Raw genomic sequence first — 26435 nt, forward strand, 5'->3', positions numbered from 1 at the left:
TGGTCAGTAAGAGCGCGTGCCGGACTTTCGCGTTTGAGGCGGTCGGTAGGCAGGTGCGGGAACCACATTGCCAGAAAGCGGTTCGATCTGTCGGAACACATGGTCTTCACTCTCCCATTGCAGGATCCAATGGCCGGTCATGCCCTGCCGGTTGCGAATGAGCGTCGCATCGAACACCGGATGGCCGGGGGCATTTGCTCCGCTCGATTGCGATGCGGCGGAACGGATAAGCCAGCGCGTAGTCGCGGCATTTTCGGCGGGCTGAGCGCCGAGCCGCAGGAGAAAGGCAGGCACATTCGTCTGCTGAGCCGAAAGCAGCAATTTTCGCGAGGCCGTAAGGTCGAGACACTTCGGATTGCTCCACGGCGCGATAATCACCGCACCTGTTCCGCGAATGCCCAGGCTATCCGCAGCCGCCTTCAGCACATCCTGCGGCGTGGCACAGCGCACGATGACGAGGCGTTGCGGGTCGAGACCGATGTGCCTGAGTCCGGGCGCATAGGGAAACCCATGTTCCTGGGCCGCAAAATCCTCTTCAAGCCACAAGATGAGGCTTTGGTCGGAGGCAGCGCGCAGGGCAAGAGCGATGACGAAGCCTGTTGCCGCACCAGCGTCGCCGGCCTCATCGGCAAAGACTTCATGGACGGCGCCCCGCTCGATTCCATGGCGGAACACCCGGTCGAGCGTTTCGATGCCGAAGGCAAAGGCAGAGCGCTTGGCGGCAGGCGAAATGCCCGCGCTCAAAGACGCAATATCACGCCGCAACGCCGTAAGATCGACGGTTGTCGCCACCTACTCAACCCCTGAATGTTCACGATATGTTCTATTATGGAATCCAATGGCGGTGAGAGTCAAGCAGTTGCCTGAGTTTACGTTCTCAACGATCGATGCGCGTCGAAAGAATAATCGACGACATGGTGCGTTCGACGCCCTCAAGCGCGCCGATCTCGTCCAGCAGCCGGTCGAGCTCCTGGATCGAAGGCGCTTCGACGATGACGATCATGTCGAATTGTCCGCTGACTGAATGCAGCGTCCTCACCCAAGCAATCTTTTTTAGGGCCGCCTCCACCTTGACGGCAAGCTTTGGCAAGGCAGTGACGAGTACATGCGCCTTGACGAGATTCTGCTCATATTCCGGCGAAAGCTGCACGCCATAGCCGCGGATCATTCCGCGCTTTTCCAGTCGTTCGATGCGGCTTTGCACCGTCGTGCGCGAAACGCCGAGCTTGCGGGCGAGATCGGCGGTGGAAGCCCTTGCATTCTCGCGCAGCAGGGAGAGCAGGGCATGATCGGCGTCTGTCAGCATATTACTAATCCATTCGTCGAAATGCTAAAAAATAGCATGTCATATCGTCAGTTTACATACTTCATTCCGCCGAACAAGCCTGCGACATTCGCGCGAGGCTATTTTGTCCATTGGGGAATCATATGAAAAATATCGTTGTCGTAGGTGCAGGCAAAATCGGCGGAACAATCGCCAATCTCCTCGCCAATACCGGAGATTACAGCGTCACCGTCGTTGACCGCTCGCAAGCCCAGCTCGATGGGCTCGACGTATCGGCGAACGTTGCAACGAAATGCATCGAAATCGATGAAGCCGGCGCGCTTGAAGGGGTTCTTGCAGGAAAATTCGCTGTATTGAGCGCTGCGCCGTTCCACCTTACCACGCGCATTGCCGAGGCAGCTGCCAAGTCCGGCGTTCATTATCTCGACCTCACTGAAGACGTCGCCAGCACCCGCATTGTCAGGCAGCTTTCGGCAACGGCAAAGACTGCTTTCATCCCGCAGTGCGGTCTTGCGCCAGGCTTCATCTCTATCGTGGCCAACGACCTCGCCAAGCGTTTCGACTCGCTTGAAAGCGTGCGCATGCGCGTCGGCGCATTGCCGCAATATCCGTCCAACGCGCTCAACTACAATCTGACCTGGAGCACGGACGGCGTTATCAACGAATATTGCGAGCCTTGCGAAGCCATCGTCGATGGCGAGTTGATCGAAGTTCCGGCGCTGGAAGAGCGCGAGGAATTTTCCCTCGACGGCGTCACTTACGAGGCGTTCAATACCTCGGGCGGTCTCGGCACTCTGTGCGAATCGCTGCTCGGCAAGGTGCGCACCCTCAACTATCGCACCATTCGCTATCCCGGACATGCGGCCATCATGAAGGCGCTGTTGAACGATCTCGGCCTGCGCGATCGCCGCGATGTGCTGAAGGACATTCTTGAGAATGCGCTGCCGTCCACCCTGCAGGACGTCGTCGTCATCTTCGTCACCGTCAGCGGCCGCAAGAAGGGCCGTCTCCTGCAGGAAACCTATGCCAATAAGGTCTACAGCAACCATATCGGCGCGCAGCTTTACAGCGGCATCCAGATCACGACGGCATCGGCCATCTGCGCCGTGCTCGACATGCTGGCTAAGGGCGAACTGCCGCAGCAGGGCTTCATCCGCCAGGAAGACATCGCGCTCGACACTTTCCTCGCCAACCGCTTCGGCAGGGCGTACGCCCAGGCCGAATCGGCAGGACGTCTCGTCGCGTAAATACCTCGGCGCTAGAACTGAGAAAAGAGGAGTTGGCCCCGGCCAGCTCCTCTTGTTCTGTATAAAGGTGGGGTCTCACTGATTTGCCGTCTTGCTGCAGCGTTAAACGCTACTTAGACCCATTCGCCCTTGCGCATGACCGGCACGGCGGATCCGTCCTTGTTGATGCCGTCGACATCGATCTCGCCCGAACCGATCATCCAGTCGATATGGATGAGGCTTTTGTTTCCGCCCCGGGCCGCGACTTCATCCGGCGTCAACCTGTCGCCATTGATGAAGCACTTCGAATAGCACTGGCCGAGCGCGATGTGGCTGGCGGCGTTTTCATCGAACAGCGTGTTGAAGAACAGGAGGCCTGAGGCCGAGATCGGTGACGAATTCGGCACGAGAGCGACTTCGCCGAGGCGCCGCGCGCCTTCGTCCGTGCCAAGCACCTTGTTGAACACTTCTTCGCCGCGCGTTGCCTTCGCCTCGACGATCTTGCCGCCTTCGAAGCGAACCTTGATGTTCTCTATCAATGTTCCCTGATGCGAGAGTGGCTTGGTGCTCGATACGTGACCATCGACGCGCAGGGCATGCGGGGTTGTGAACACTTCTTCGGTCGGAATGTTGGGGTTGCAGGTGATGCCGTTCTTGGCAACCGAAGCGCCGCCATGCCACTCGTGCTCGTCGGCGAGCCCGACGGTCAGATCGGTGCCCGGGCCCTTGAAATGCAATGCGGAAAAGGCATGGGCGTTGAGCCACGCCGTGCGCCGGTGCAGGGCGGCGTTGTGATCGCGCCAGGCGCTGACCGGATCCTCGACATCGACACGCGATGCGGCGAAAATCGCATCCGCGAGCATCGCGACCGCAACGTCCGGATCCTGATCCGGGAAGACCTGCCTGGCCCAGGAGGGGTTGGGATAGGAAACAATGTTCCAGTTGATGTCGAACCCGGCAATCTTTTCCAGCGCCGGCTGATAGGCGCGCGATTGCGCTCGGTTGGCGCGGGCGACCTTCTCCGGATCCTCGGCAGAAAGCAGCATGGGATTATCGCCGGCCACGGCGAGCCGCGCGGTATTTTCTGAGAAAGCCTTGGCCATGCCTTCATAGAGCCAGCCTGCAGAGCGGTCGAAGCTGTCGTCCGGCGCGTTGCGATAGCGCATCAGGGTCGTTTCTTCATCGTTGTAAAGCGCCGTCACGAGGCCGGCGCCGGCCTTATAGGCATGTTCGGTGATGCGGCGCACGAGAGGCACCGCCGCAAGCGGCGCGGTGATCAAGAGATCCTGCCCCGGCTGCAGCTGCAGGCCGATCTTGACGGAAACTTCCGCCAGACGGTCAAGCTTGACGGGATCGACGGACGGGATTTTGGGGGATGAGGTCATTGGAAATCCATGCTGATCAAAACGATGCTCCAGCATAGAACCGGACCAACGGCCGCATCAAGGCACGGATCCGAATTAAGTTCAGTCAGCATGAACCCGTCTGTGATCGCGCTGTTGTGCTGATCAGTCAGTGTCCCTCAGAAATGCGGTGAACTTGTCCTGATAGTCCGGATGCCAGCGCGAAAGCGGCGGGCGGTTCTCGATCATGTCGTGCGCGGCCCAGAATATGCGCTTTTCATCCAAGGCGCGGGTCACGTCGTTATCGGGACAAAGAATGTAGAAATCGCCGGCGGATACGCGCTCGAGCATGAAATCGACGGTCTGTTCGGCTGTCCATGCGCCCGCTGGTTTCTCTGTTCGACCGCCTGCGGCGAGCGGCGTATAGACGAATCCGGGAATGAAAAGATGTGCCGTTACGTGACAGTCCTTTGTGTTGCGTAACTCGTGCTCTAGGGCCTCGGTGAAGGTTTTGACGCCGGATTTGGAGACATTGTAGGCCGGATCGCCGGGCGGGGTGGTGATCCCCTGCTTGGACCCCGTATTGATGATGAGCCCGGGCTTCTGCCGCTTTATCATCGAAGGGCCGAAAACCTGGCTGCCGCGGATGATGCCAAAGAGGTTGACGGCGAGGATGCTGTCCCAGTTTTTTGCATCGAAGACGCTGCTGCCGGGCTGGATGCCGGCATTGTTCATCAGAATATCGGCCCCGCCGAATTTGGCGTCGACCGCCTCTCTCAGGTGCTCGAGCTCTGGCACATTCGTGACATCCGTCGCAACGGCCAAGACATTCTCACTTCCGGCCTCGGTCGCCAACGTGGCGCGGGCCGTCTCGAGCTTTTCCCCGGCAAGGTCGGCAATTGCGACTTTGAGACCCATCCTGGCGAAGCGCCTGGCCGCCGCAAACCCTATGCCTGATGCGCCTCCTGTTATAACTGCAACGTTGGATGGTAAAAAAGCCGGATGCGCCATGTCTTTTCCCTCCAATGAGATCGCGTCGAAGCCTGAATCTAGCAGACGCCAGACACGGAAGTAAAACCATTCGGTCAGCCGAAGTTCGGCACGCGCATATAGTGCGCAAGCGGGCCTATCTGATCCTGCGAATCATAGCCATGGGACTGATGCGCGGCCTCCAGCGCTTTTTGCCGGAGCGCTTCGATAATCTCTTTTTCGGTACTTTCGCCCATGCACAGCGCCTGCAGGAGGACAATCCTCGCCGTATCGGCAATGCCGGAGCGATCTTCATTGAGAGCGATATCGAGAATGACCCTGCTGAAGTCGATGCGCTCCAGCGAGAGGGCCGTTATGTAACGTTCGCGATGCGCGTTTTCCGCATCGATGAGGGCATAGAGCTTTTCACGAAGATCTGCACCGACGTTCTCATACTGCGTTGCCAGATCCGGCGCAGCGGCGGCAAGTTTCTGCTTTTGCCGCTCGCGGTGCCGCCGCTGTCTCTCCGCGTTGCTAAGTGCCATGTCTCACTGTCTGCGCCGTAACGAAAACGAATCACTTGTCCCTCACTTGATAGGCCCGCATGCCATGACGGGCAACATTTTGAGGCCGTTACGCACAGACTGTTCCCGCTGCTATTGCCCCACAGGACGTGACGTAACCAGTCCAACAGAGATCGGAGAGGGGCCCAAAGGCCTGCGGAAACAAATTGTTAGGACAATTTCCCCTATCGTCAGGCGAATCGATTGCCAACCGCGCCTGCGGGAACCGGGAAGAATATGAGCATGTTTGAAGCCGAAGCCACCACGCCGTGCCGGGTCATCGCATTTCCGCTTACGCGGAGGGCGGCGAAGATTCGCGAAGTGGCGGCAAGGATCGCCGAAAAGGTCTCGGACCGGCAGGCCGGTGCCTATCGAAACCAGGTGGCAGAAACGCTCTTCAGACACCTCAGCAAAATCGGCATCGCCGAGGAGGAGCAGGACGAACAGGTCGGCGCCTTCTTCTCGGCCGTTGAACGCGAGCTTGCGCGCCTATCTTACTTTGACGACGCCAACGGCGAAACGGCCTATTGAATCTCCGACAAGCAAAAGCCCGCCAATTCCGATGGCGGGCTTTTAATTTTCATTGTTTAAGATTACCTGACGGCAACAACGTCACCTGTGCGACGGTCGATATCGACACGGATATCGTCACCGCGGCGGTCTATGCCTTCCACGACGAAGCGCGAACCTCTGCGCCTTACATCGTCTACGTCGCGAACACCCTCGCTTCGCGCGATTCGAACTGCATCACGTTCGGAAATTTCCCGCGAACGATAGGCCGGTTCCCTCTGCGGCTCAGCCAGTCGGACGCCATCGGGGCCAATTACGATAGATTGCGCAAATGCCTGTGGCGCGGACGTGAGCGCGACCAAGGCGGTCGCTCCAATGATCAACAGTTTTCTCATAACTCTTCCCTCACAGTTGTTGAATGTTCCGCCCATTCAGCGAGTCAACGTTCAAGTTGCGGGGTGGTTCCTTGCATTCATGTGCGACGAACCTACCACCGCGCAAAAATCCCTCGGGTAGTAGAGGCGCCGGTCGGGGCGGCAAGGTGCACTGCACAAAACGGTCAGAAATATGTCCCCGACGACCGGCAGGCGGCTGAATAACAGAAATGCTCACTGAAGCCGGACGAGGGCATCTTCATATTTCGCCAGCTTTTCCTCGGCTTGCGATGATCGGCGATCGTTCCTGACCTTGGCGATATTATCCTTCAAATCCATGATCTTGACCCGCCTGCCGAGATCGTTGTTGCGCATACGCTGCACGAAATCGAAGTAATCCTCGTTGTGGCGGCGCGTCACCGCGTCAACTGCTGCGATAATCTGTTCGGAAAAACCTTCATTGCGCAGATTGTCGAGTGTCCAACCGGTTTTCTCGACAACGTCGTGGAGAACAGCGACGATTCGCTCGTCCTCATCGTGGAGGCCAAGCATCACCCGAAGCGGGTGCAAAATATAGGGCTCATCATTTTCAGTGCGGTAACCAGCATGGGCACTCGCAGCAATGGATATGGCTTGCTCGAGGGATGGCATTTCAGAACTCCCGGACGTTTGTGATGAAGATCATAACTGCCCGGGAGTGTAACTGTTCCACCCGTGAAACCCTGTAATTACACTGTGAGAGAACGCATTTGAGCGATGCGTTTTCCGCCCGCTCTAGTAGTTCAACTTCGGATACCAGTCCGAACCTCGACCCTCCGGGGTGCAGTCAAGGATTGTCCAGATCGGCATCAGGTCCGGCGCGCCGCGCGGATCCTGTCCGGGATCCGCAGTAACGAAGCCCATCTCGCCACCCCAGAAATGGCGGATCGTTCCGTCGCGCCGCGTGAAGACATTGAAGGCCGCGTCATCCCCGCCTTCCGGCGGCCAGGCATGATAGTCGCGGCTGAACGCACCACTGGTATCGGAATAGAGCTTCAAAGCCTGCCAGCCGCGCTCCTTTTTGAAGGCAACAAGGCGTTCGATGGGCGAGCGAGCAACGACCGCCAGCGCAACGCGCTGTTCGACATCGCGAGCTTCGCCGTCCCAGGCACTCAGCAGCGAGGTGCACATGGGGCAAGGACGTTCACGCTCAGGTCCGAACATGTAGTTGTAGACGACAAGCGTCTGCTTGCCACTGAACAAATCGGCAAAGCTGACGGGTCCGTCCTCGCTGTCAAAGCGATAGTCCTTTGCAACCTCGCCGCCCGGCGGCAAGGCCCGCCGCTGTTCGGCGACGCGTTCGATATGGCGCCTCAGTTCAATCTCTTCCGCCAGAAGGGCATCGCGTGCCTGGCGGTAGGCGGCGCTCTCGTTGGGATAGCGTACGCCATTGCGGCTGGCGAGTTCGGCTGCGGGAGTAAGCGAATGGGATATGCTCATGGCTCGATCCTCTGAAGTTGGCGCCTTGCGCGTGGATTGCGGCAGTTCTGGCATCAGATGCCATTCCGCCGTGCTGAAGTTTCCGCCCAATAACGTTGATATCAACATATTTCACAAATGGCAAACATTGATCGCCCGCATCTGTTCCGGGCAGGAAGGGCACGAAGGGGGACGGCAGGGACGGGGCGGGGATGACGCTCAGAGGCCTAGGACGGCGACGAAAAACGGAGAAGTCGGGAATCAAAGTGCTCACATTCCACATCCGTCGTTGATGTCTAAGTCACTGGAAACAGTCCCGCGGCGTTATAATCTCGTGGGGAACCGGGGGGCGATATGACCACGTCGTTGGTGAGAGCGGGTCAATAGGCACTACCTTCATCCACCCACCGCCGTCATCCTCGGGCCCTTGTCCCGAGGATCCATGCCTGCGTAGGAGGCGTATAACGGCAAGCCCAGGATGCCGGACAGCCAAATTGATCCTGTTTCGATTTTCGCAGGCCGTGATAACTTCTCTCCCAGGAGAAAACGGATGGATGCAGACATAACGATCAGGCGGGCGCGGGACATTTCCGACTTCGAAGTCGCAAGGGAGTTCGTCAGCGCGCTCGGAGCATGGGATACAGATATCAATTCCGGCGCCGGCATGCCGTTCCACGAGGTCGTCGCCGCTTATTTCGGCGCTTCACCGCAGGACCTCATGGCGAAATTTTCAGAAGACGGCGCGGATTTCTTCATTGCCCATATTGGCGGCGAGGCCGTCGGTTGCGTGGGCTGTACCGATGAAGGTGACGGCGTCGGAGAAGTTCACAAACTATATGTAAAGCCGCAGCTGCGTGGCAAACGCGTCGGGCTCGCGCTTATGACGACCGTGATGAATGCCATGCGGGAACAGGGCGCGACCACAGCGCGACTTGTGACTGCCACCTACATGAACGAGGCAATTGCCCTTTATCGCGGTCTCGGCTTTGAAGAGTGCGAGCCCTTCGACCCGGTGCCCGACAGGATTACCATGTTCATGCAATGCTCCCTCGTACGTTGAGCGCCGAAGCGCGCCGCGCCGGTTCCTAGAAGCCAAACGACTGCTGTGCGGCTGGTGCCGGGCCAACTTGAACGCCTTCAAGCTCAAGCATGCGCATTTTTGCAGTGGACCCGCCTGGCGCCGAAAAGCCACCTATCTTGCCACCCGCGGCAAGGACGCGATGACAGGGAATAATCAGCGCGACCGGGTTTTTCGCCATGGCGACGCCGACGTCGCGCGCAGCTTCCGGGCCGGCGCCAAGTTGCTTTGCCAATGCACCATAGGTGGTGGTATCACCCCAACCAACGCGCCGTGCCGCAGCGTAAACCTCTTTGAAAAACGGATCCTGTTCGCCAAGATCGAGTGTCAAACTCGTAAAATCGATTTCTTCGCCGGAAAAATAGCGCTTCACCGCAGCGACTGCAGCGGTTATTTCAGCCGGAGGTTTCGCTGGCGCCCCATCCGGAATGCGGCGCAACAGGTTACGCTCAGTTGCCTCGGCGGTGCGTGACGGCAGTTGAAAACGGGTAATGCCGACATCATTCCAGGCGACGCCGCAAAAGCCAGCAGGCGTATCGAAGATATAGTATTGGTGGGTTGTCATGGCAGGCACTCTCAAGTTTCAGCCTGCATCAAGAATCGTCGCTTTGGCGTCGAGATTCAATCCGATTCCTGCAGCATGCTGACAAAACCCGATTGAATTGCCTGGCGCGGTTGGGCGCGCCAGGCTTTGAGGCTTTACTTATAGGCCTTGTTCGTCGCGGCGAGGTTGGTTTCCTCATCTGTATCGCGATGATGGCCACCGAGAGCCGCTGCGACACTCGCAATGAATGCGCCAATCAACAGCGAGAACGCCGCCATGAAGGCTGCGGTGGCACCCGCCTTGCGGGCCTTGTCAGCGGCTTCTGCGGCCGCCTTCTTCGCTTCGTCGGCGCGTGCCAGAACAGCATCAACCCTTGCTTTGGCATCGGCTTCACTCAGTCCGGTACGCGAGGCCACAACCTGATCCAGATAATTGCGGTCATCCGGCGGAAGCGTGCCTGTTGTCGCGGCGTTCAGCAGTATTCGCGAGACTTCTCCGGCCGCCTGACTAGCGCTGTCCGGGGAAGTCGCGGTTGCCGGCGTGGCAGGCCGCAGCAGACTGTCGACAAAGTACGATACCGATGTATCGTTGTCCGCAGCGCCGGCCGCGGAAGCGGTAGCATTCGCGGTGCCCGAGACAACGCTGGACGCCGCCTTTACGCCGGTACTAATGGTCGACGTGACGGCGCTGCCCAGCAAGGCCGCGACGAACAGTGTCGCCAGGGCCCATGCAATGAAGCCGTGGGCAGTATCACGAAAATATACCTCGTTGGTGTGAACGCCCGTCCACTTGGTCCTGAGGCGGCCGGTCAGATAGCCACCCAGTCCCGACGACAACCACTGAATAAGGATCAGCCATATCGCCGTGGATACCGCGAAGGTCGTCAGCGAAGCACTCTGCGAAGCCCAGGGCGACACGATGGTCAGCCCCAGACCTGATCCGAGCAACGTCAACAAAACCGACGCCGCTGCCGCCGTGACTGAGCCCGCGATGATCGGCCCCCAGCTCACGGCACTCGAACTCGACTCGACAGTCGTGTCCGTACCTGAATTTATATCGGTAAATGACATGCTTCGCTCCTATCGCATGAACAGGAAGAGAAGCAGGATGATCGGGATCGGAACTCCGAGCAGCCAAAGAAGAATACCGCGTCCCATAGAAACCTCCTTAAGGTGTCAAGCTTGCTTTTGGCTGGCCATGATGTGCCAGCCGTATCACTAGAAGCTGTAACGTCCCTATTTGTTCCCGAGCGACTTTATTGTCGACCGCGGCCGATCCAGCCGGGAATGGCATTCTCCCGGCGATGGACCGAAAAGTCGGATAGGGCCCTATCGCATCAGACCCGCAGCGCGAAGCGCGTTTTCAATGACGCTGCCGACAGCCTGATCGCCGCCGCGAGCGTCGTTGAGGCCGGTTCCTTCAAGCGCAGGCTTGATTGCTTCGACTTTCTGCCGCTCTGTTTCAGTGATCAGGTTCCAGGTATCGGCGATGTGCCAGGTCGAGGAAACGCCCACATCGAGCATGAAAGGACCTGCCGCTCCATACCCGTCAATGCCGCCGGTCTTGATAGGCGTTCCATGGGCCATGCCCTTGATCGTATGGGCTTCTATGCATGCGACACCCTTCGCATCCCGCCATGTCCTGCACTGGTGTTTTTGGGTCAGCGAAGTGATGGTCGGCGCATCGTCGAGATCGCTCAAGTGCCACCACTGGCCAATGATCGCTTCCATATTGACAGGATCGACGGTCGTATCCGCGCTTCCATGCCAGACGGATATCGCCGGCCAGGAACCCGCGTGACCGGAGGCTTTGCGGACTTTCTCCGCCAATGCCCGACTTTCCGGCAAGCCATGGCCGCGCATGCGGTCAAACGCCTCAGGGATGGTGGATGCAGTACCGAACGGCAGGCCGGCGATGATCGCGCCTGCCTTGAACAGTTCCGGATAGGTTGCCAGCATTGCGGCGGCCATGGCGCCACCCGCCGAAAGACCGGTTATATATGTCCGCGATCGATCGATCGGATAGCGCGCCGACATCGCCACGAGCATCTGACGGATCGACTCCACTTCGCCCTGTCCCCGGCCTACGTCGCCGGGGTTGAACCAGTTGAAGCAGAGGTTCGCGTTGTTGCCACGCTGCTGTTCCGGAAATAGCAGCGCAAACCCGTGCGTGTCAGCCAATTCGGACCATCCCGAGCCGCGATCATAGCCGGCTGCGGTTTGCGTGCAGCCGTGGAGAACCACGACCAGAGGCGAGCCTGGCTTGGAGCTTGCCGGAATATAGTGCCATGCCCGCAATTGGCCGGGGTTCTGGCCAAAATCCTCAAGTGCTTTGAGGCGCGTACTTCCGCCAGCGTCAATGATGCCTGCCGGCATGCGATTTACGTTCAGGCGTCTGATCGTGTCGGCTATGTTGCGCATGAAGGCATCCTTTCCCGTCAGCGACCACAATGGCGCCAATTGCTTATAACGCAAGTGCGAAAGGAAAGTTGCTGCACTGCACAAAAATAAAAGGGTGCTGGTGATCAGGCAGAATAGATGGCGGAGAGGGAGGGATTTGAACCCCCGATGGAGTTGCCCCCATGCCGCATTTCGAGTGCGGTGCTTTCAACCACTCAGCCACCTCTCCGCGCCAGAAACCGATCGACTCGGTCTCGAAAGAAAATGGTCAGGAAATTCAACCCTGCCGGTGCCGCGATGCCCTATAGGGCTTGGCTTGAGCGTGCGGCGTGGTAGATAGCGGGCAAAGCTTCGAGATACAAGAGCAATTTTGCGTTAAAATTCTTGACTCTCCAACAAAGCGGATCTTATAAGCGCGCAACGACTGGCGTGGGGGATTCTCCGCGCCGTTTGTTTTTGAATCCGGGCGCCTAAATTCTTCGATCGAAGCGCCCTTCTATCAATCTGTCACGACTGACAAAAAGACGGTTATTGCGGCGTGCCGCAAAAAACCGAACCGAACGCCGAAAGGGAAAAAATGTTCGCAGTCATCAAGACCGGTGGTAAGCAGTATCGCGTTGCCGCCAACGACCTCGTGAAGGTCGAGAAAGTTGCTGGCGAAGCCGGCGACATCGTTGAGTTCGCAGAAGTTCTGATGGTAGGCGTCGGAGCCGACGCAACGATCGGTGCTCCCGTCGTCAACGGTGCGCTCGTCACGGCGGAAGTCGTCGAGCAGGGCCGTGCCCGCAAGGTCATTGCATTCAAGAAGCGTCGCCGCCAGAATTCCAAGCGCACGCGTGGTCATCGCCAGGAACTGACGACGATCCGCATCTCGGAAATCCTGACGGATGGTGCGAAGCCTTCCAAGAAGGCCGCTGAAAAGCCGGCCAAGAAGGTAGCCGCTCCGAAGGCAGAAGAAGCTGCCGTCGCCGCGGATGCAACCGAGACGAAAGCCGCCCCCAAGGCCAAGGCTGCGCCGAAGAAGGCTGCAACCAAGGCTGAAAAGCCCGCTACGGGCGAGTAAGAAGAGTTTAGAGGAGCAATCCGATGGCACACAAAAAAGCTGGTGGTTCGTCACGCAACGGTCGTGATTCCGAATCGAAGCGCCTTGGCGTGAAGAAGTTTGGCGGCGAGAAGGTTCTCGCCGGCAATATCCTCGTGCGTCAACGCGGCACCAAGTGGCATGCTGGCACCAATGTTGGTCTTGGCAAGGATCACACCCTGTTTGCGCTTGAAGCAGGCGTCGTTTCCTTCCGTACCAAAGCCAACGGCCGCAGCTACGTGTCGATCGTCAACCCGATCGCCGAAGCAGCAGAATAGCCGGTCCTGCTTGAAGCACCGGCGTCCCATCGGACCCGGTGAAACATGGCAACCGCCAAAAGATCAAAGGGAGATGGGATTAAAGCCCATCTCCCTTTTCGTGTCTGGAGGACGACAAAATGGTTGCTGATTTACTGGAAGACGATGAAGAACGGCTGGACCTGATAGACTGTCCCGTGCTCGTTACGGAACGCCTGGTTTTACGGGCGCCACGTAACGAGGATGTCGACGCAATTGCCCGTCTCGCCGATAACCTTCATGTGGCGGAAATGCTTTCGCGTATGCCGCATCCCTATACGAAGGAACATGCGGTGGATTTTGTGCGCCGCGCCAATGCGGGCGAGATCGGCAAATGCGTCTACGCGATTACCCTGGGCCAATCCGGCACGTTTATCGGGTGCTGTGGCATCAATTACCGGCGCAGCAAGGATGAGTACGTTCCTTCGCGCCGGGACGAGCTGGAAATCGGTTACTGGCTGGGCGAGCCCTACTGGGGCAAAGGCTATGCCACCGAGGCTGCCCACGCGCTGGTCGATCTCGTTTTCCGCGCGACGCAGGTCGAAAAGCTGCACGCCTCGTGTCGCGTGTCGAACATCGCCTCGCGCCGGGTAATCTACAAGAGCGGTTTCCAGTATGCCAACACCGGCATGATGGATTCAATCGCTGCCGGCAACGTGCCTGTCGAGCGCTACATGCTCGATCGGCGCACCTGGATCGGTTTGCGTAGCTGGACATCATAAATGAACTGGCCGTCCTGGATAGGGACGGCCAGTTTTCTTTGCAGGCATTTTACTGTAATGCCTCGCCACAACGATAAGGACTGAATTTCATGAAATTTCTCGATCAGGCGAAGGTCTATATCCGATCCGGCGACGGTGGTGCCGGCGCGGTATCGTTCCGCCGTGAAAAGTTTCTGGAGTTCGGCGGGCCGGATGGCGGCGACGGCGGTCGCGGCGGCGATGTCTGGGCCGAGGCGGTCGATGGCTTGAATACGCTCATCGACTATCGCTACCAGCAGCACTTCAAGGCAAAGACCGGCATGCATGGCATGGGGCGCAACATGACCGGCGGCAAGGGTGCCGATGTCATCCTCAAGGTGCCCGTCGGAACGCAGATCTTCGAAGACGACAATGAAACGCTGATCTGCGATTTCACTGTGGTCGGCCAGCGCTATCGCCTCGCCAAGGGTGGCAATGGCGGCTTCGGCAATCTGCATTTCAAGACCTCCACAAATCAGGCGCCGCGCCGCGCCAATCCGGGTCTCGAAGGTGAGGAGCGCAATCTCTGGCTGCGCCTGAAGCTGATCGCGGATGCCGGTCTCCTCGGTAAGCCGAATGCCGGCAAGTCGACATTCCTTGCGAGCGTTACCGCGGCCAAGCCGAAAATTGCCGATTATCCGTTCACGACCCTGCATCCCAATCTTGGCGTTGCCCGCATTGATGGGCGCGAGTTCGTTATTGCCGACATTCCGGGCCTGATCGAGGGCGCGCATGAAGGCGTTGGTATCGGCGACCGTTTCCTCGGCCACGTCGAGCGCACGCGTGTGCTTCTGCATCTGGTGTCCGCTCAGGAGGAAAACGTCGCCGAGGCCTATAAGACCGTACGTGCCGAACTCGAGGCCTATGGTCATGGCCTGGCGGAAAAGCTCGAGATCGTGGCGCTGAGCCAGGTCGACACGCTCGACGCAGCGGCGCGCAAGAAAAAGGTGGCGGCGCTGAAGAAGGTCGCCGGGCGCGAGCCGATGCTGCTCTCGGCGGTGACGCGCGAGGGCGTCGAGCAGGTGCTGCGTGCCCTGTCGGCGATCATTCTGGAATCGCGTGAGGCCGACCGGCCGGTTGAAGTTGATACCCGGTTCAATTCTTGAATATTCAACGATGAGCGTTGGTTTGATCAGATGAATCATATTTCCCAGCCGCATCAGTCTTTCAGGCTCTCGACCTATCGCCGCATTGTGGTGAAGATCGGTTCGGCCCTGCTTGTCGACCGTACAGCCGGTCTCAAGCGCGATTGGCTGGAAAGCCTTGGCGCCGATGTCGCTGCGCTCGCCAAGGCCGGTGTCGAGGTGATGATCGTATCGTCAGGCGCGATCGCACTCGGGCGTACTGTCCTCGGGCTTCCGAAGGGGCCCTTGCGCCTTGAGGAAAGCCAGGCCGCCGCGGCTGCCGGGCAGATCGAACTTGCGAAGGCCTATGCCGAAGTGCTCAGTCATCACGCTCTGCGCGCCGGGCAAATCCTGCTGACGCTTTCCGATACGGAGGAGCGGCGCCGCTATCTCAATGCGCGTGCTACCGTAGGCACGCTTTTGCGGCTGAAGGCCATACCCGTCATCAATGAAAACGATACGGTTGCGACCACTGAAATCCGCTACGGCGACAATGATCGCCTGGCGGCGCGCGTTGCGACGATGATGGGCGCCGATCTCCTGATCCTGCTTTCCGATATAGACGGGCTCTACACCGCTCCGCCGCACCAGAATCCGGATGCGCAGTTCCTGCCCGTCGTTGATGCCATCACGCCGGATATCGAAGCGATGGCGGGAGCTGCCGCCTCGGAATATTCGCGTGGCGGCATGAAGACCAAGCTTGACGCCGGCAAGATCGCCAATGCGGCGGGTACCGCGATGATCATAACGTCGGGCACGCGCTTCAATCCGCTCGCGGCAATCGATCAGGGCGAGCGCTCCACGCTGTTCAAGGCGAGTTTGACGCCGGTCAACGCGTGGAAGACGTGGATTTCAGGCAATCTCGAACCTTCGGGGCGCATCGTCATCGACGAGGGAGCGCTCGTAGCGTTGAAATCGGGCAAGTCGCTGCTTGCGGCCGGTGTTCGCGAAGTCGCAGGGCAATTCCTGCGTGGTGATACGGTTGCGGTGTTCGGGCCCGACGGGCGCGAGGCTGCGCGCGGCCTCATTGCCTATGACGCTGCCGATGCGGTGAAAATAGCCGGACGGAAGACCAATGAGATTGCCGGCATTCTCGGTTATGATGCACGTTCGGCGATGATTCATCGTGATGATCTTGTGGTGCGCGCGGCCAAGCGGGTGGCTGCGGCGAAGGAGTAGCAAATGTTGGAACGCGTCGAGGCTAAGACGACAGTCGCCGATCTTATGGCCGAAATCGGCCGCAAGGCTCGCGTCGCCGCACAACCGCTTGCTATCGCCTCGCCGGGCAAGAAGACGGCTGCGCTCAATGCCATGGCCGCGGCGATCGAGCGCCGGCAGGCAGAAATCCTCGCGGCCAACCGCGAGGACGTCGCCAATGGAATAACCGCCGGCATGAGCATCGCAATGCTGGACCGCCTGACACTGGACGAAAAGCGTATCGCCGGCATCGCGGAAAGCATCCGCACGATCGCTGCACTGGCGGATCCTGTTGGTACGGTGATCGCCGAATGGGATCGTCCCAATGGCCTTCACATCGAGCGGGTGCGCACCCCGCTCGGCGTCATCGGCGTCATCTACGAAAGCCGGCCGAATGTGACCGCTGATGCGGGCGCGCTCTGCCTTAAATCCGGCAACGCCGTCATCTTGCGCGGCGGCTCCGATTCGGCGCATTCCTCGCAGGCAATTCATGCTGCCTTGATCGAGGGGCTCGAAGCGGCAGGCTTGCCGCGCGATGCGATTCAGCGCGTTCCCACGACCGATCGCGCCGCCGTGGGGGAAATGCTGACGGGCCTCGATGGCAATCTCGATGTGATCATACCGCGGGGCGGCAAAAGCCTGGTGGCGCGGGTACAGTCCGAAGCGCGTGTTCCCGTATTCGCCCATCTCGAGGGCCTGTGCCATCTCTATATCGACGGCTCTGCCGATCTCGCCATGGCGCGCAAGATTGCAGTCAATGCCAAGATGCGGCGCACCGGGATTTGCGGGGCGGCGGAAACGCTTCTTATCGACCGTGCGATCGCGCCGGCTGACTTCACTGCCTTGCTTGAGGATCTCAGCGCTGCGGGTTGCGAGATTCGCGCCGAGGCGGACGTGGTATCGGTGTATCCCGTTGCAACGCCCGCTAGGGAAGAAGATTGGACGACGGAATACCTCGACGCTATCATTTCGGTCCGGCTGGTCGATGGCATCGGTGGCGCCCTCGATCATATCAATCGCTATTCGTCGCACCATACTGAAGCCGTCGTCGCGGAAGATCCGAAAGTGGTCGAGCGGTTCTTCAATGAGATCGATTCGGCCATCTTGCTGCACAACGCGTCGACGCAGTTTGCCGACGGCGGCGAGTTTGGCATGGGCGCGGAGATCGGCATCGCGACTGGCAAGATGCATGCGCGCGGTCCGGTCGGTGTCGAGCAATTGACGTCGTTCAAGTACCGCGTGCGCGGCAATGGCCAGACGCGCCCGTGAAACCAGGGCAGGCGCTGCAGACAAGCTTCCCCGGCGTCAGTGAAGCGCACCTGCGCATGCCCTTTGTTGAAAAAGGCATGACGGTCGGGCTTTTTGGCGGTTCTTTCAACCCGCCGCATGCCGGTCACGCGCTCGTTGCGGAAATCGCCCTGCGGCGCCTCAAGCTCGATCAGCTCTGGTGGATGGTCACGCCCGGCAACCCGCTCAAGGATACGAGGCGGCTGGCGCCGCTCGCCGAGCGACTGGCGCTTTGCGAAGCCCTGCTGCACGATCCTCGCATCAAGATCACCGCCTTCGAAGCCGCCTATCATATTCGCTACACGGCAGATACGCTCGCCCTGATCAAGGCGCGCAATCCCGGCGTCAATTTCGTCTGGATCATGGGCGCGGACAACCTGGCGGATTTCCACCGCTGGCAACGCTGGCACAAGATCGCGCTGACATTTCCCATCGCCGTTATCGACAGGCCGGGATCGACGCTGGCATTTTTGTCGTCGCGCATGGCCAAGACCTTCGACTACGCACGCATCGATGAAGCGGACGCGCCGATTCTGGCGCGCTCGAAGGCACCGGCGTGGACATTCATCCATGGGCCTCGTTCGCTGCTCTCTTCCACGGCTATCCGCAATGGGACGCAGAGTGGATCGCGCAAAACGTGATCGAATGCTCCCTTCGGATGTCTTGAAAGTGTCATGCGACTCTGCCTATCTTAATAGCGTGCAGTATGTTTTGTCGGCTGCGTCGCGTTGTTCTTAAGGGAAAGGAAATACACTGAGAACAGCATTTCAGAAGAAGGATGCCTTGGCACCTTCAACGGCGGAGATGGGCGGACTGAGTTCCGTATCTCTCGCCCTTCAGTCGGTTCTTGCTAGTCTTGAAGACTCCAAGGCCGAAAACATTGTCCCCATCGACCTGAGAGGCAAGTCCGTCATCGGTGATCACATGGTCATCGCGTCGGGACGTTCGCATCGTCACGTAACGGCGGTTGCGGACCAGCTTTTGCGCGCTCTGAAAGAGAGCGGGCATGGCAATGGCGTCAAGGTCGAAGGCCTTAGCGGCGGTGATTGGGTGCTGATCGACACGGGCGATATCATCATCCATGTTTTCCGTCCCGAAGTGCGTGAGTTCTACAACATCGAAAAGATGTGGCAGGCTCCCGAGCTCGATGGAGAAACCGTTCACTGATTGACGGATCGGGGCGTCCGGGCGCAGGCCCATATGACGCCCTGGGCGGTTGATGTGATTTTGAACCGGCTAACGGCCGGCACGGTCGTTTACGAGCCCGTAACAGAGTAGCAGCCGTCCGAGTGCGGGCACAGGAACCCTTTCGTGCGCATTACCGTTTTTGCCGTTGGCCGGATGAAGTCTGGCCCCGAACGCGAACTGGCCGACCGCTATTTCGACCGTTTGAAGAAAACCGGCGCGCCACTCGGGCTCGAATTTACGTCGGTGACGGAGATCACTGAAAGCAGGGCGCAGCAACCCGAACTGCGCAAGCAGGAAGAATCGGCAAAAGTCCTCGAAGCCCTGGATCAGGGCGGCGTGCTTGTCCTTCTCGATGAGCGCGGCAAGACCTTGTCTTCCGAAGCCTTCGCGGAAAAGATCGCGCGCTTCCGCGACGACGGCAAGCGTCAGCTCCTGCTCGCGATCGGCGGACCAGATGGGCATGATCCCGCTCTTCGCGACAGGGCCGATCTTGTGCTTGCGCTCGGCGCAATGACCTGGCCGCATCAGATTGTCCGCATTCTTGTCGCCGAGCAGATGTATCGGGCAACGACGATACTCTCCGGACATCCATACCATCGCGTCTGATCATTCAGCCGCCGTTCATGCGCGCCGTTCATAATCGCGCCTTGAGGATCATTACCAAAATATAATGATCTCAATGCTTTTCGGGCGAACCCCTCATCTCCATTTGTTGGTAATATGGACGAGTTGAGGCGGCGGATGAGAGTGGAGCGGGTCGGATGAAAGAAATAGCCAGAGCGGCCAAGCGGGACAAGACTCCCGAAACATCCAATGTGACCTTCATTCCCGGCGCAGTTCCACCGAGCCGCAAGAAAAAGCGCGCCCGCTTCTGGTTCTGGATCCCCGTGGTGCTCATTGCCGTTGGAGCGGGCGCCTATACGTGGAATCGCTACCAGAACTCGACTGCGACGGCCGCCGTCGTCACGCAGGCGGTCGAGCGGGGCGATATCGAAAATGCTGTTACCGCAGTCGGCACGCTCGATTCGATAAAATCGGTCGATGCCGGCGCGCAGGTGTCCGGTCAGCTGAAAGTCCTTCACGTCGAGATCGGCGATAAGGTCACGCAAAACCAGCTTGTAGGCGAGATCGATCCCGCCACCATCCTCAACAAGATTGAAATCGACCAGGCGGAACTTGCCAATTTGAAGGCACAGCTCGTCTCGAAGCAGGCGCAGCTTGTCCTGAAGCAGTCCAACATCGACCGCCAGCGTAATCTCGTCGCAACGCGCAGCGTCTCGCAATCGGTGCTCGATCAGGCGGTCGCCGACCTCGCCGGCGCGGAAGCGGACGTCAATGCGCTCGAGGCGCAGATTCGCAAGCAACAGGCGACCCTTGCCGGCGACGAAGTCGATCTTGGCTACACCAAAATCTATGCTCCCATGGCCGGAACGATAGCTGCCGTGCCGGTCAAGGAAGGCCAGACGCTCAATGCGAGCCAGACGGCGCCGACGATCGTCACCATTGCCGATCTTTCGACGATGACGGTCAAGGCGCAGGTTTCCGAGGCAGACGTCAGCAAGCTCAAAATCGGCATGGATGCCTATTTCACGCTGCTCGGTCAGCCGGGGAAGCGCTATACGGGCAAACTGCGGCAGATCCAGCCTACGCCGGACATCGAAAACAATGTCGTTCTATATTACGCGCTGTTCGACGTTCCCAATCCCGATGGCGATCTCATGATCTCGATGAGCGCCCAGGTGTTCTTCGTTGAGTCCGCCGCGCGCGATGTGCTTGTGGTGCCGAGTTCGGCAATCACCATGCCTGCGGGCTCACGGCGCGGCGGCAATGGCGAAGCATCGCACAAGGGCGAGGTGACAGTCGTCACGGCGGCTGGCGCCACTGAAACGCGCGCGGTCGAAGTCGGCATTCGCAACCGCGTCAATGCCGAGATCAAGAGCGGTCTCAATGAAGGCGAGCGCGTTGTCGTCGGAACCGGAAGCGATCCATCAACGACGAAACCGAATAGTGGCGGCAACCGCTCGCAGCGTTCGGTTCGCATGCCGCCGATGTTCTGAGCAAAGACATGACCGCACTGATCTCGCTCAAGGATATCACCAAGACCTACTACAATGGCGATCTCGCCGTTGAGGTCCTGCACGGCATCTCGCTCGATATCGAGGCGGGCGAGTTTGTCGCGATCATCGGCCAATCGGGCTCGGGCAAATCGACGCTGATGAACATTCTGGGCTGCCTCGACCGGCCAACCACCGGCGACTATCTCCTGGACGGCGAGCAGGTCTCCGCGTTCGAACCCGACGAGCTTGCCGGACTGCGCCGTCGCACCTTCGGCTTCGTCTTCCAGAGCTACAATCTGATTCCGACGGCGAGCGCCCAGGAGAATGTCGAGGTTCCTGCCGTCTATGCCGGCGCGCATGCGCGAGACCGGCGCGACCGCGCCGAGGCGCTGCTCAATTCGCTGAAGCTCGGCGACAGGCTCGATCACCGGCCTAACCAGCTTTCGGGCGGGCAGCAGCAACGCGTATCGATCGCCCGGGCGCTGATGAACGGCGGGCGCATCATTCTTGCGGACGAACCTACCGGCGCTCTGGACAGCCAGAGCGGCGAAGAGGTTATGGCGCTGCTGCGAAGCATGAATGAGAGCGGCCACACCATCATCGTTATCACCCACTCGCGTGAGGTGGCCGAGCAGGCAGATCGGCTGATCGAATTGCGCGATGGGCGCGTCGTTTCCGATCGCACCAAGAAGGGCCGCAGCAATCCCGAGGCCGCTTCCGGTCTGAAGCAGAAAGCCGTCGAAGGCGTCGCGGCACTTGCCGATGTGACCGAAGCCGTCAAGATGGCGCTGCGTGCGCTCCATGCCAACCTGTTCCGTACGATCCTGACGCTGCTTGGCATCGTTATCGGTGTCGGATCTGTCGTGGCGATGCTGGCAATCGGTACGGGCGCACAGAACTCCGTGCTCGACCGTATCTCCGCCATGGGTTCCGATTTGCTGGTGGTTCGGCCGAGCATGGCGAATTTTCGCGGCACGAGTGGCGGCAGTAACGTAACGCTCGTTCCGGCCGATGCGGACGCCATCCTCGAAGTGCCGAACGTTGCCTTTGCCGTTCCGGAAATGACCAGCACTGTTACGTTACGCTACGGCAATGTCGACTATCAAACCACAGCGAACGGCACCGTTCCCCAGTTCACCGAGGCGAAATCCTGGAAGGTTGCCAAGGGCGAATTCCTCAACAGGGACGACATGGAAAGCTATGCGCCGGTCGCCGTCATCGGCCGCACGGTGGAGAAGACCTTGTTTCCAGACGGCGAAAATCCGCTCGGAAAATATGTGCTGGTCAGCAAGATTCCGTTCCAGATCATTGGCGTGATGAGTGAGATGGGGGCGGGGCCAGGCGGCAACGACCAGGACGATACGATCCTCATGCCGCTGACGACAGGCAGCATGCGCATTTTCGGACAACGCAATGTGCGCTCCATCACGGTCCAGGTGAAGGACAGCGCCGCCATCGACACCACGCAGGAGGCGCTGCAGGCCCTCCTTGATCGCCGTCACAAGAAACAGGACACTCAGATCACCAATATGGCCTCGATCCGCGAGGCCGTGACCGAAACGTCGAACACGCTGAAGCTGTTTCTCGGCGCCGTCGCCGCCATATCCCTGCTTGTCGGCGGTATCGGTGTCATGAACATCATGCTGGTGAGTGTTAGCGAGCGGACGCGCGAAATCGGCGTGCGTATGGCAACAGGTGCGCGCCAGCGCGATATCTTGCTGCAATTCATCATCGAGGCTGTGGTCGTTTCTGCCATCGGCGGTGCAATCGGCGTGGTCGCCGGCCTTGGTACGGGCATTCTTGCCAAGGTTCTTGGCGCGCCAGTCAGTTTCACGATCGGGCCGGTGGCCCTCGCCTTCGCCTGTTCGTTCCTGACAGGCCTGGTGTTCGGCTTTCTGCCGGCTCGAAACGCTTCAAGGCTTCAGCCGGCAGTCGCTCTCAGTTCGGAATAGCGATTACCAATCGCTCTGCGGATCGCCGCGATAGGGATCGTAGGACCGATCGTCGTAGCCGCGGCGCGGCTGCTGGTAGCGGTCGTCCGGATAGGGGTCGCGATTGCGATAATAGCGCTGTGGCGGCCGGCCGCCGGAATCGGCGAAGACAGCGGAACAACCCTTGTCGACCCAGATCACGCCGCGGGCAAAACCCCACGTGTCGCCGGCAACGCAGGGCGTCCCTGAAAGCTGGCGGACAACGCGCGGTCGGCGCATGCCGGCATCGCATTCCCTATATTTGAACTTGCGCGATTCGCATTTGATCGTGCTCTGCGCGAGTGCGGGCGTAGAAATGAAATATTGCGCGCCTCCAAAGGCGACAGCGAAAGCAAGGATATATCGGTACATTTTGCCTCTCCAATACCGAATCAAAACAACGTGAATGTGCACCAATTGAAGACCCCGCGGCAATTTTTGTTCCAGTGGCGGCGATCACATTTCTCGGGTGCTTCGAAAGAGGCAGTGTTCAGGAAAACCGTGCATTCTCGCTGCTGACAAGATCGGAAATAAAACTCGAAACGGCGGTTATGCGCCGCAGCGTGCGTACCGATTCATGATAGGCGAGCCAATAGGAGCGGCGGATCGTGCGCTCGGGCAGGACCGGGACGAGATCGGCGTGCTCGCGCGCGATGAACATATGCAAGATGCCGATGCCCGCGCCGGCGCGCACAGCTTCGACCTGGCCGAGCGCGCTCGAGATTTCGAAGGCAGGACGCCAGTCGCGGCTGATCTCAGGCGCGTAATTCAGCGATTGGCTGATGACGAGGTCATCGACATAGCCAACAAGCCTGTGGTGCGCGAGTTCGTCGATCGAGCGCGGCGCAGGGTGCGCGTCGAGGTAGGTGCGGCTTGCATAGAGGCCGAGGCTGTAATCCACGAGCTTGCGCGCGACAAGCCGGCCCTGGTCAGGTCGATCGACGGTTATGGCGATGTCAGCCTCGCGCCGCGACAGCGAAAAGGAGCGGGGAACCGGAACCAGCTGGATTTTGAGGTCGGGATAGCGTGCGGTCAGAGTGGCGAGGCGCGGCGCAAGGAAGGTGACGCCGAAGCCGTCGGGAGCGCCAATCCGGACGGAACCCGAGATCGCGACATCCGCATCGCCGAGCGACGAGCGAATTGACAGCATCTCGGCTTCCATGCGCTCAGCCGAAAGCAGGAATTCCTCGCCGGCGTGGGTCAGTTCGCAGCCACTAGTGCGACGGGTAAGAAGCTTCGTGTTGAGGTCGTGTTCGAACGCCGTCAACCGCCGCGCGACCGTCGCGTGGTTGACGCCGAGGCGCTTTGCGGCGCCTAGAATCTGCCCCGAACGTGCAACCGCCAGGAAAATACGTACGTCGTCCCAGTTCATAGGCTTTTCTCCTGCCGCAGTTCGTACTTCAATTTTCGCACAACGGATACGCTTTTGCTTGGCTTGCAATAAATATTTTGAAGCGCGATGATGAACCACGAATAAATCCAACAATTGCAGGGAGGCAGATCACAATGCGTGAAGTCGGACATTTTATCGGTGGCAAGAACGTCCCCGGCACGAGCGGACGCTCGACGGAGATTTTCCAGCCCATGGACGGAACCGTGCAGGGCCGCGTTGCTCTGGCAACGCCGGCAGAGGTGCGCGCCGCCGTCGAAGACGCCAAGGCTGCACAGCCGAAATGGGCTGCCACCAATCCGCAGCGCCGTATCCGCGTCATGCGCAAGTTTCTTGAACTGGTCGAAGCGGAATACGACTCGCTCGCCGAACTTCTCGCCCGCGAACACGGCAAGACCATTCCCGACGCCAAGGGCGATATCCAGCGTGGCCTTGAGGTCGTCGAAGTCTGCCTCGGCGCCGCTCACATGCTCAAGGGCGAATTCAGCGACAATGCGGGTACCGGCATCGACGTCTATTCGATGCGCCAGCCTCTCGGCGTCGTTGCAGGCATCACGCCATTCAACTTCCCGGCAATGATTCCGCTATGGAAGGCCGCTCCTGCCATCGTCTCCGGCAATGCTTTCATCTTGAAGCCGTCGGAGCGCGATCCGGGCGTGCCGATGCGCCTTGCCGAACTCTTCATGGAGGCCGGGCTTCCGGCAGGCATCTTCAACGTGATCAATGGCGACAAGAGCGCCGTCGATGCGCTGCTCGATGATCCGGACGTCAAGGCCATCGGCTTTGTGGGCTCGACCCCGATCGCCCAGTATATCTATGCCCGGGCGACGGCCAACGGCAAGCGCGCCCAGTGCTTCGGCGGCGCCAAGAACCATATGATTATCATGCCCGATGCGGATATGGACCAGACCGTCGACGCCCTTATCGGCGCCGGTTACGGTTCTGCTGGCGAGCGCTGCATGGCGATTTCCGTCGCAGTGCCGGTTGGCAAGGATACGGCTGATCGTCTGGTCGCACGTCTTGCCCCGCGTGTCGAAAGCCTGAAGGTCGGCCCCTCGACCGATATGTCGGCCGATTACGGTCCGGTCGTCACCAAGGACGCGCTGGAACGCATCAGGGGTTATGTCGATCTCGGCATCAAGGAAGGCGCCAAGCTCGTCGTCGACGGCCGCGACTTCAAGATGCAGGGCTATGAGAACGGCTACTACATGGGTGGCTGCCTCTTCGACAACGTGACCCCTGACATGCGGATCTACAAGGAAGAGATATTTGGCCCTGTGCTCAGCATCGTCCGCGCGGAAACCTATGAGGATGCGCTGCGCCTGCCGAACGAACACGAATACGGGAATGGCGTTGCCATTTTCACCCGCGACGGCGATGCGGCACGCGACTTTGCCTCTCGCGTCCAGGTGGGCATGGTCGGCGTCAACGTTCCGATCCCGGTTCCGATCGCCTACTACACGTTCGGGGGCTGGAAGGCTTCGGGCTTCGGCGATCTCAATCAGCATGGCCCGGATGCATTCCGCTTCTACACCAAGACCAAGACGGTCACGTCGCGCTGGCCATCCGGCGTGAAGGATGGCGCGGAATTCGTTATCCCGACGATGAAGTAACCTCCGGGTCAGGCAATTGAGCAGGGGCTGTGGCAGCAATGCCGCGGCCCTTTCTGCTTTCATGGGGCTGGCAGATCAGGGCGCCATGCTGCGCAAATGGTCTATCAACCTTGTGGCCTCATCGGCAGCGCGCTGCTCATCCCGATCTATGATTGCTTCGATCAATGCCCGGTGGGCGCCGGCGGATTCCTGCAGGCTTCCCGGCCGCTGCAGCCGGAACCAGAACCTGCGGCTGTGCGTCTGAAGGGGTGACGCGAGCCGGGCCGCAAACGGGTTTTCCGCCGCCTGGCCAAGGACAGTGTCGAACGTCTTGTCCGCAGCAAGAAAGCTGCCGACATTATTGCCTTCTTGAGCGGCGCTCATGGCATCGGAGGCTTGCTGCAGGCGCCGGTGGTGAAGGTCGGCGCCATAGAGCGCGGCGTCGCGGGCGAGGACCCTCTCAACGCCCTCCCGGGTATCGAGGACCTTGCGAAAATCCTGCGGATTGAGCGCGGCAATCGCGATCCCCGAGCGCGGCCGGATCTCCATCAAGCCTTCCCAGGCGAGTTTCTGCACCGCCTCGCGCACGGGTGTGCGGCCCATCCCGGTAATGTCGGTCAAGGCCCGCTCATTGATAATCGCCCCCGGCTCAAGCTTGAGCGTAACGATCATTTCCTCGATCTGGCGATATGCAAGTTCGGCGAGGCTCTCTCCCGTCGGAATTGAACTCTGGACTGCGGCTTGATGCATATATTGAATCTTTC

Annotated in this window: 29 protein-coding genes and 1 tRNA gene; 15 read left to right on the plus strand and 15 right to left on the minus strand. The window is 59.6% G+C overall.

Annotated elements, in window-relative coordinates; all coding sequences use genetic code 11:
* Positions 1-3 precede the first annotated feature (3 nt).
* Entirely contained in the window at positions 4-792 is a 789-nt protein-coding gene (locus tag BM074_RS07990) for an ImuA family protein (protein WP_091920956.1), read from the minus strand.
* Between the two features lie 85 nt (positions 793-877).
* Positions 878-1306, minus strand: a complete 429-nt coding sequence (locus tag BM074_RS07995; protein ID WP_091920958.1) for an Lrp/AsnC family transcriptional regulator — start codon at positions 1304-1306, stop codon at positions 878-880.
* Between the two features lie 122 nt (positions 1307-1428).
* Here BM074_RS07995 and BM074_RS08000 point away from each other — a divergent pair, with 122 nt between their 5' ends.
* A complete protein-coding gene (locus BM074_RS08000) occupies positions 1429-2532 on the plus strand; it encodes a saccharopine dehydrogenase family protein (RefSeq protein WP_091920960.1) in 1104 nt (367 codons plus the stop codon).
* A 113-nt stretch (positions 2533-2645) separates the two neighbouring features.
* Here the strand turns inward: BM074_RS08000 and BM074_RS08005 are convergent, their stop codons facing one another.
* From BM074_RS08005 to BM074_RS08015, 3 genes are all read right to left on the minus strand, one after another.
* The gene (locus BM074_RS08005) at positions 2646-3896 is read right to left on the minus strand and encodes an aminopeptidase (protein ID WP_091920962.1); all 1251 of its coding nucleotides are present in this window, start codon (positions 3894-3896) and stop codon (positions 2646-2648) included.
* Between the two features lie 123 nt (positions 3897-4019).
* Positions 4020-4865, minus strand: a complete 846-nt coding sequence (locus tag BM074_RS08010; RefSeq protein WP_091920964.1) for an SDR family NAD(P)-dependent oxidoreductase — start codon at positions 4863-4865, stop codon at positions 4020-4022.
* Between the two features lie 74 nt (positions 4866-4939).
* Positions 4940-5368, minus strand: a complete 429-nt coding sequence (locus BM074_RS08015; protein ID WP_091920966.1) for a hypothetical protein — start codon at positions 5366-5368, stop codon at positions 4940-4942.
* Between the two features lie 261 nt (positions 5369-5629).
* Here BM074_RS08015 and BM074_RS08020 point away from each other — a divergent pair, with 261 nt between their 5' ends.
* Positions 5630-5917 carry a DUF6074 family protein gene (locus tag BM074_RS08020; protein WP_027231111.1) on the plus strand — a complete coding sequence of 96 codons (288 nt, stop codon included), beginning with the start codon at positions 5630-5632 and terminating at the stop codon, positions 5915-5917.
* 62 nt (positions 5918-5979) lie between these two features.
* On the opposite strand, the gene BM074_RS08025 is transcribed toward BM074_RS08020, so the two are convergent.
* The 3 genes from BM074_RS08025 to BM074_RS08035 form a co-directional block, all read right to left on the minus strand.
* A complete protein-coding gene (locus tag BM074_RS08025; protein WP_091920968.1) occupies positions 5980-6291 on the minus strand; it encodes a PepSY domain-containing protein in 312 nt (103 codons plus the stop codon).
* 213 nt (positions 6292-6504) lie between these two features.
* The gene (locus BM074_RS08030) at positions 6505-6921 is read right to left on the minus strand and encodes an HD domain-containing protein (protein ID WP_091920970.1); all 417 of its coding nucleotides are present in this window, start codon (positions 6919-6921) and stop codon (positions 6505-6507) included.
* Positions 6922-7044: 123 nt separating this feature from the next.
* On the minus strand, positions 7045-7749 hold the full coding sequence (locus BM074_RS08035) for a DUF899 domain-containing protein (RefSeq protein ID WP_027231114.1): 705 nt from the start codon (positions 7747-7749) through the stop codon (positions 7045-7047).
* A gap of 529 nt (positions 7750-8278) precedes the next feature.
* Here BM074_RS08035 and BM074_RS08040 point away from each other — a divergent pair.
* Positions 8279-8788, plus strand: a complete 510-nt coding sequence (locus BM074_RS08040; RefSeq protein ID WP_091947836.1) for a GNAT family N-acetyltransferase — start codon at positions 8279-8281, stop codon at positions 8786-8788.
* A 25-nt stretch (positions 8789-8813) separates the two neighbouring features.
* Here the strand turns inward: BM074_RS08040 and BM074_RS08045 are convergent, their stop codons facing one another.
* From BM074_RS08045 to BM074_RS08060, 4 genes are all read right to left on the minus strand, one after another.
* Positions 8814-9371: a methylated-DNA--[protein]-cysteine S-methyltransferase gene (locus tag BM074_RS08045; protein WP_091920974.1), complete on the minus strand. Its 558-nt coding sequence runs from the start codon at positions 9369-9371 to the stop codon at positions 8814-8816.
* A gap of 134 nt (positions 9372-9505) precedes the next feature.
* Positions 9506-10420 (minus strand): hypothetical protein, encoded by a 915-nt coding sequence (locus BM074_RS08050; protein ID WP_091920976.1) that lies wholly within the window; start codon positions 10418-10420, stop codon positions 9506-9508.
* Positions 10421-10678: 258 nt separating this feature from the next.
* Positions 10679-11770 carry an extracellular catalytic domain type 1 short-chain-length polyhydroxyalkanoate depolymerase gene (locus tag BM074_RS08055; protein WP_091920978.1) on the minus strand — a complete coding sequence of 364 codons (1092 nt, stop codon included), beginning with the start codon at positions 11768-11770 and terminating at the stop codon, positions 10679-10681.
* A gap of 118 nt (positions 11771-11888) precedes the next feature.
* Positions 11889-11978: transfer RNA gene (locus tag BM074_RS08060), tRNA-Ser, on the minus strand.
* Positions 11979-12326: 348 nt separating this feature from the next.
* On the opposite strand from BM074_RS08060, the gene rplU reads away from it, so the two are divergent.
* From rplU to BM074_RS08115, 11 genes are all read left to right on the plus strand, one after another.
* Positions 12327-12812: a 50S ribosomal protein L21 gene (rplU, locus tag BM074_RS08065; RefSeq protein ID WP_027231118.1), complete on the plus strand. Its 486-nt coding sequence runs from the start codon at positions 12327-12329 to the stop codon at positions 12810-12812.
* A gap of 23 nt (positions 12813-12835) precedes the next feature.
* Complete coding sequence (gene rpmA / locus BM074_RS08070; RefSeq protein ID WP_091920980.1) at positions 12836-13108, plus strand: 50S ribosomal protein L27; 273 nt, start codon at positions 12836-12838, stop codon at positions 13106-13108.
* 119 nt (positions 13109-13227) lie between these two features.
* Positions 13228-13848 carry a GNAT family N-acetyltransferase gene (locus tag BM074_RS08075; RefSeq protein WP_027231120.1) on the plus strand — a complete coding sequence of 207 codons (621 nt, stop codon included), beginning with the start codon at positions 13228-13230 and terminating at the stop codon, positions 13846-13848.
* Positions 13849-13937: 89 nt separating this feature from the next.
* A complete protein-coding gene (gene obgE / locus BM074_RS08080) occupies positions 13938-14972 on the plus strand; it encodes a GTPase ObgE (protein ID WP_027231121.1) in 1035 nt (344 codons plus the stop codon).
* 30 nt (positions 14973-15002) lie between these two features.
* Positions 15003-16169: a glutamate 5-kinase gene (gene proB, locus BM074_RS08085; protein WP_091920982.1), complete on the plus strand. Its 1167-nt coding sequence runs from the start codon at positions 15003-15005 to the stop codon at positions 16167-16169.
* A gap of 3 nt (positions 16170-16172) precedes the next feature.
* Positions 16173-17456, plus strand: a complete 1284-nt coding sequence (locus BM074_RS08090; RefSeq protein WP_091920984.1) for a glutamate-5-semialdehyde dehydrogenase — start codon at positions 16173-16175, stop codon at positions 17454-17456.
* A 56-nt stretch (positions 17457-17512) separates the two neighbouring features.
* The gene (locus tag BM074_RS08095) at positions 17513-18115 is read left to right on the plus strand and encodes a nicotinate-nucleotide adenylyltransferase (protein WP_027231124.1); all 603 of its coding nucleotides are present in this window, start codon (positions 17513-17515) and stop codon (positions 18113-18115) included.
* Between the two features lie 163 nt (positions 18116-18278).
* Positions 18279-18641, plus strand: a complete 363-nt coding sequence (gene rsfS, locus BM074_RS08100) for a ribosome silencing factor (RefSeq protein WP_036813635.1) — start codon at positions 18279-18281, stop codon at positions 18639-18641.
* Positions 18642-18785: 144 nt separating this feature from the next.
* Positions 18786-19268 (plus strand): 23S rRNA (pseudouridine(1915)-N(3))-methyltransferase RlmH, encoded by a 483-nt coding sequence (gene rlmH, locus BM074_RS08105; protein WP_027231126.1) that lies wholly within the window; start codon positions 18786-18788, stop codon positions 19266-19268.
* Between the two features lie 155 nt (positions 19269-19423).
* The gene (gene macA, locus BM074_RS08110; protein WP_027231127.1) at positions 19424-20719 is read left to right on the plus strand and encodes a macrolide transporter subunit MacA; all 1296 of its coding nucleotides are present in this window, start codon (positions 19424-19426) and stop codon (positions 20717-20719) included.
* A gap of 8 nt (positions 20720-20727) precedes the next feature.
* Positions 20728-22671, plus strand: coding sequence for a MacB family efflux pump subunit (locus BM074_RS08115; protein WP_027231128.1), 1944 nt, complete (start codon positions 20728-20730; stop codon positions 22669-22671).
* Positions 22672-22674: 3 nt separating this feature from the next.
* On the opposite strand, the gene BM074_RS08120 is transcribed toward BM074_RS08115, so the two are convergent.
* Both BM074_RS08120 and BM074_RS08125 read right to left on the minus strand, forming a co-directional pair.
* Positions 22675-23061, minus strand: a complete 387-nt coding sequence (locus tag BM074_RS08120) for a DUF3011 domain-containing protein (protein WP_091920986.1) — start codon at positions 23059-23061, stop codon at positions 22675-22677.
* Positions 23062-23179: 118 nt separating this feature from the next.
* Positions 23180-24061, minus strand: coding sequence for a LysR family transcriptional regulator (locus BM074_RS08125; protein ID WP_091920988.1), 882 nt, complete (start codon positions 24059-24061; stop codon positions 23180-23182).
* A 134-nt stretch (positions 24062-24195) separates the two neighbouring features.
* On the opposite strand from BM074_RS08125, the gene BM074_RS08130 reads away from it, so the two are divergent.
* Positions 24196-25692 carry a CoA-acylating methylmalonate-semialdehyde dehydrogenase gene (locus BM074_RS08130; RefSeq protein WP_027231130.1) on the plus strand — a complete coding sequence of 499 codons (1497 nt, stop codon included), beginning with the start codon at positions 24196-24198 and terminating at the stop codon, positions 25690-25692.
* 75 nt (positions 25693-25767) lie between these two features.
* Here the strand turns inward: BM074_RS08130 and BM074_RS08135 are convergent, their stop codons facing one another.
* Complete coding sequence (locus BM074_RS08135; RefSeq protein WP_027231131.1) at positions 25768-26421, minus strand: GntR family transcriptional regulator; 654 nt, start codon at positions 26419-26421, stop codon at positions 25768-25770.
* Positions 26422-26435 lie beyond the last annotated feature (14 nt).

It is taken from the genome of Phyllobacterium sp. CL33Tsu, from assembly GCF_900113985.1.
GTDB classification, from domain to species: Bacteria; Pseudomonadota; Alphaproteobacteria; order Rhizobiales; family Rhizobiaceae; genus Phyllobacterium; species Phyllobacterium pellucidum.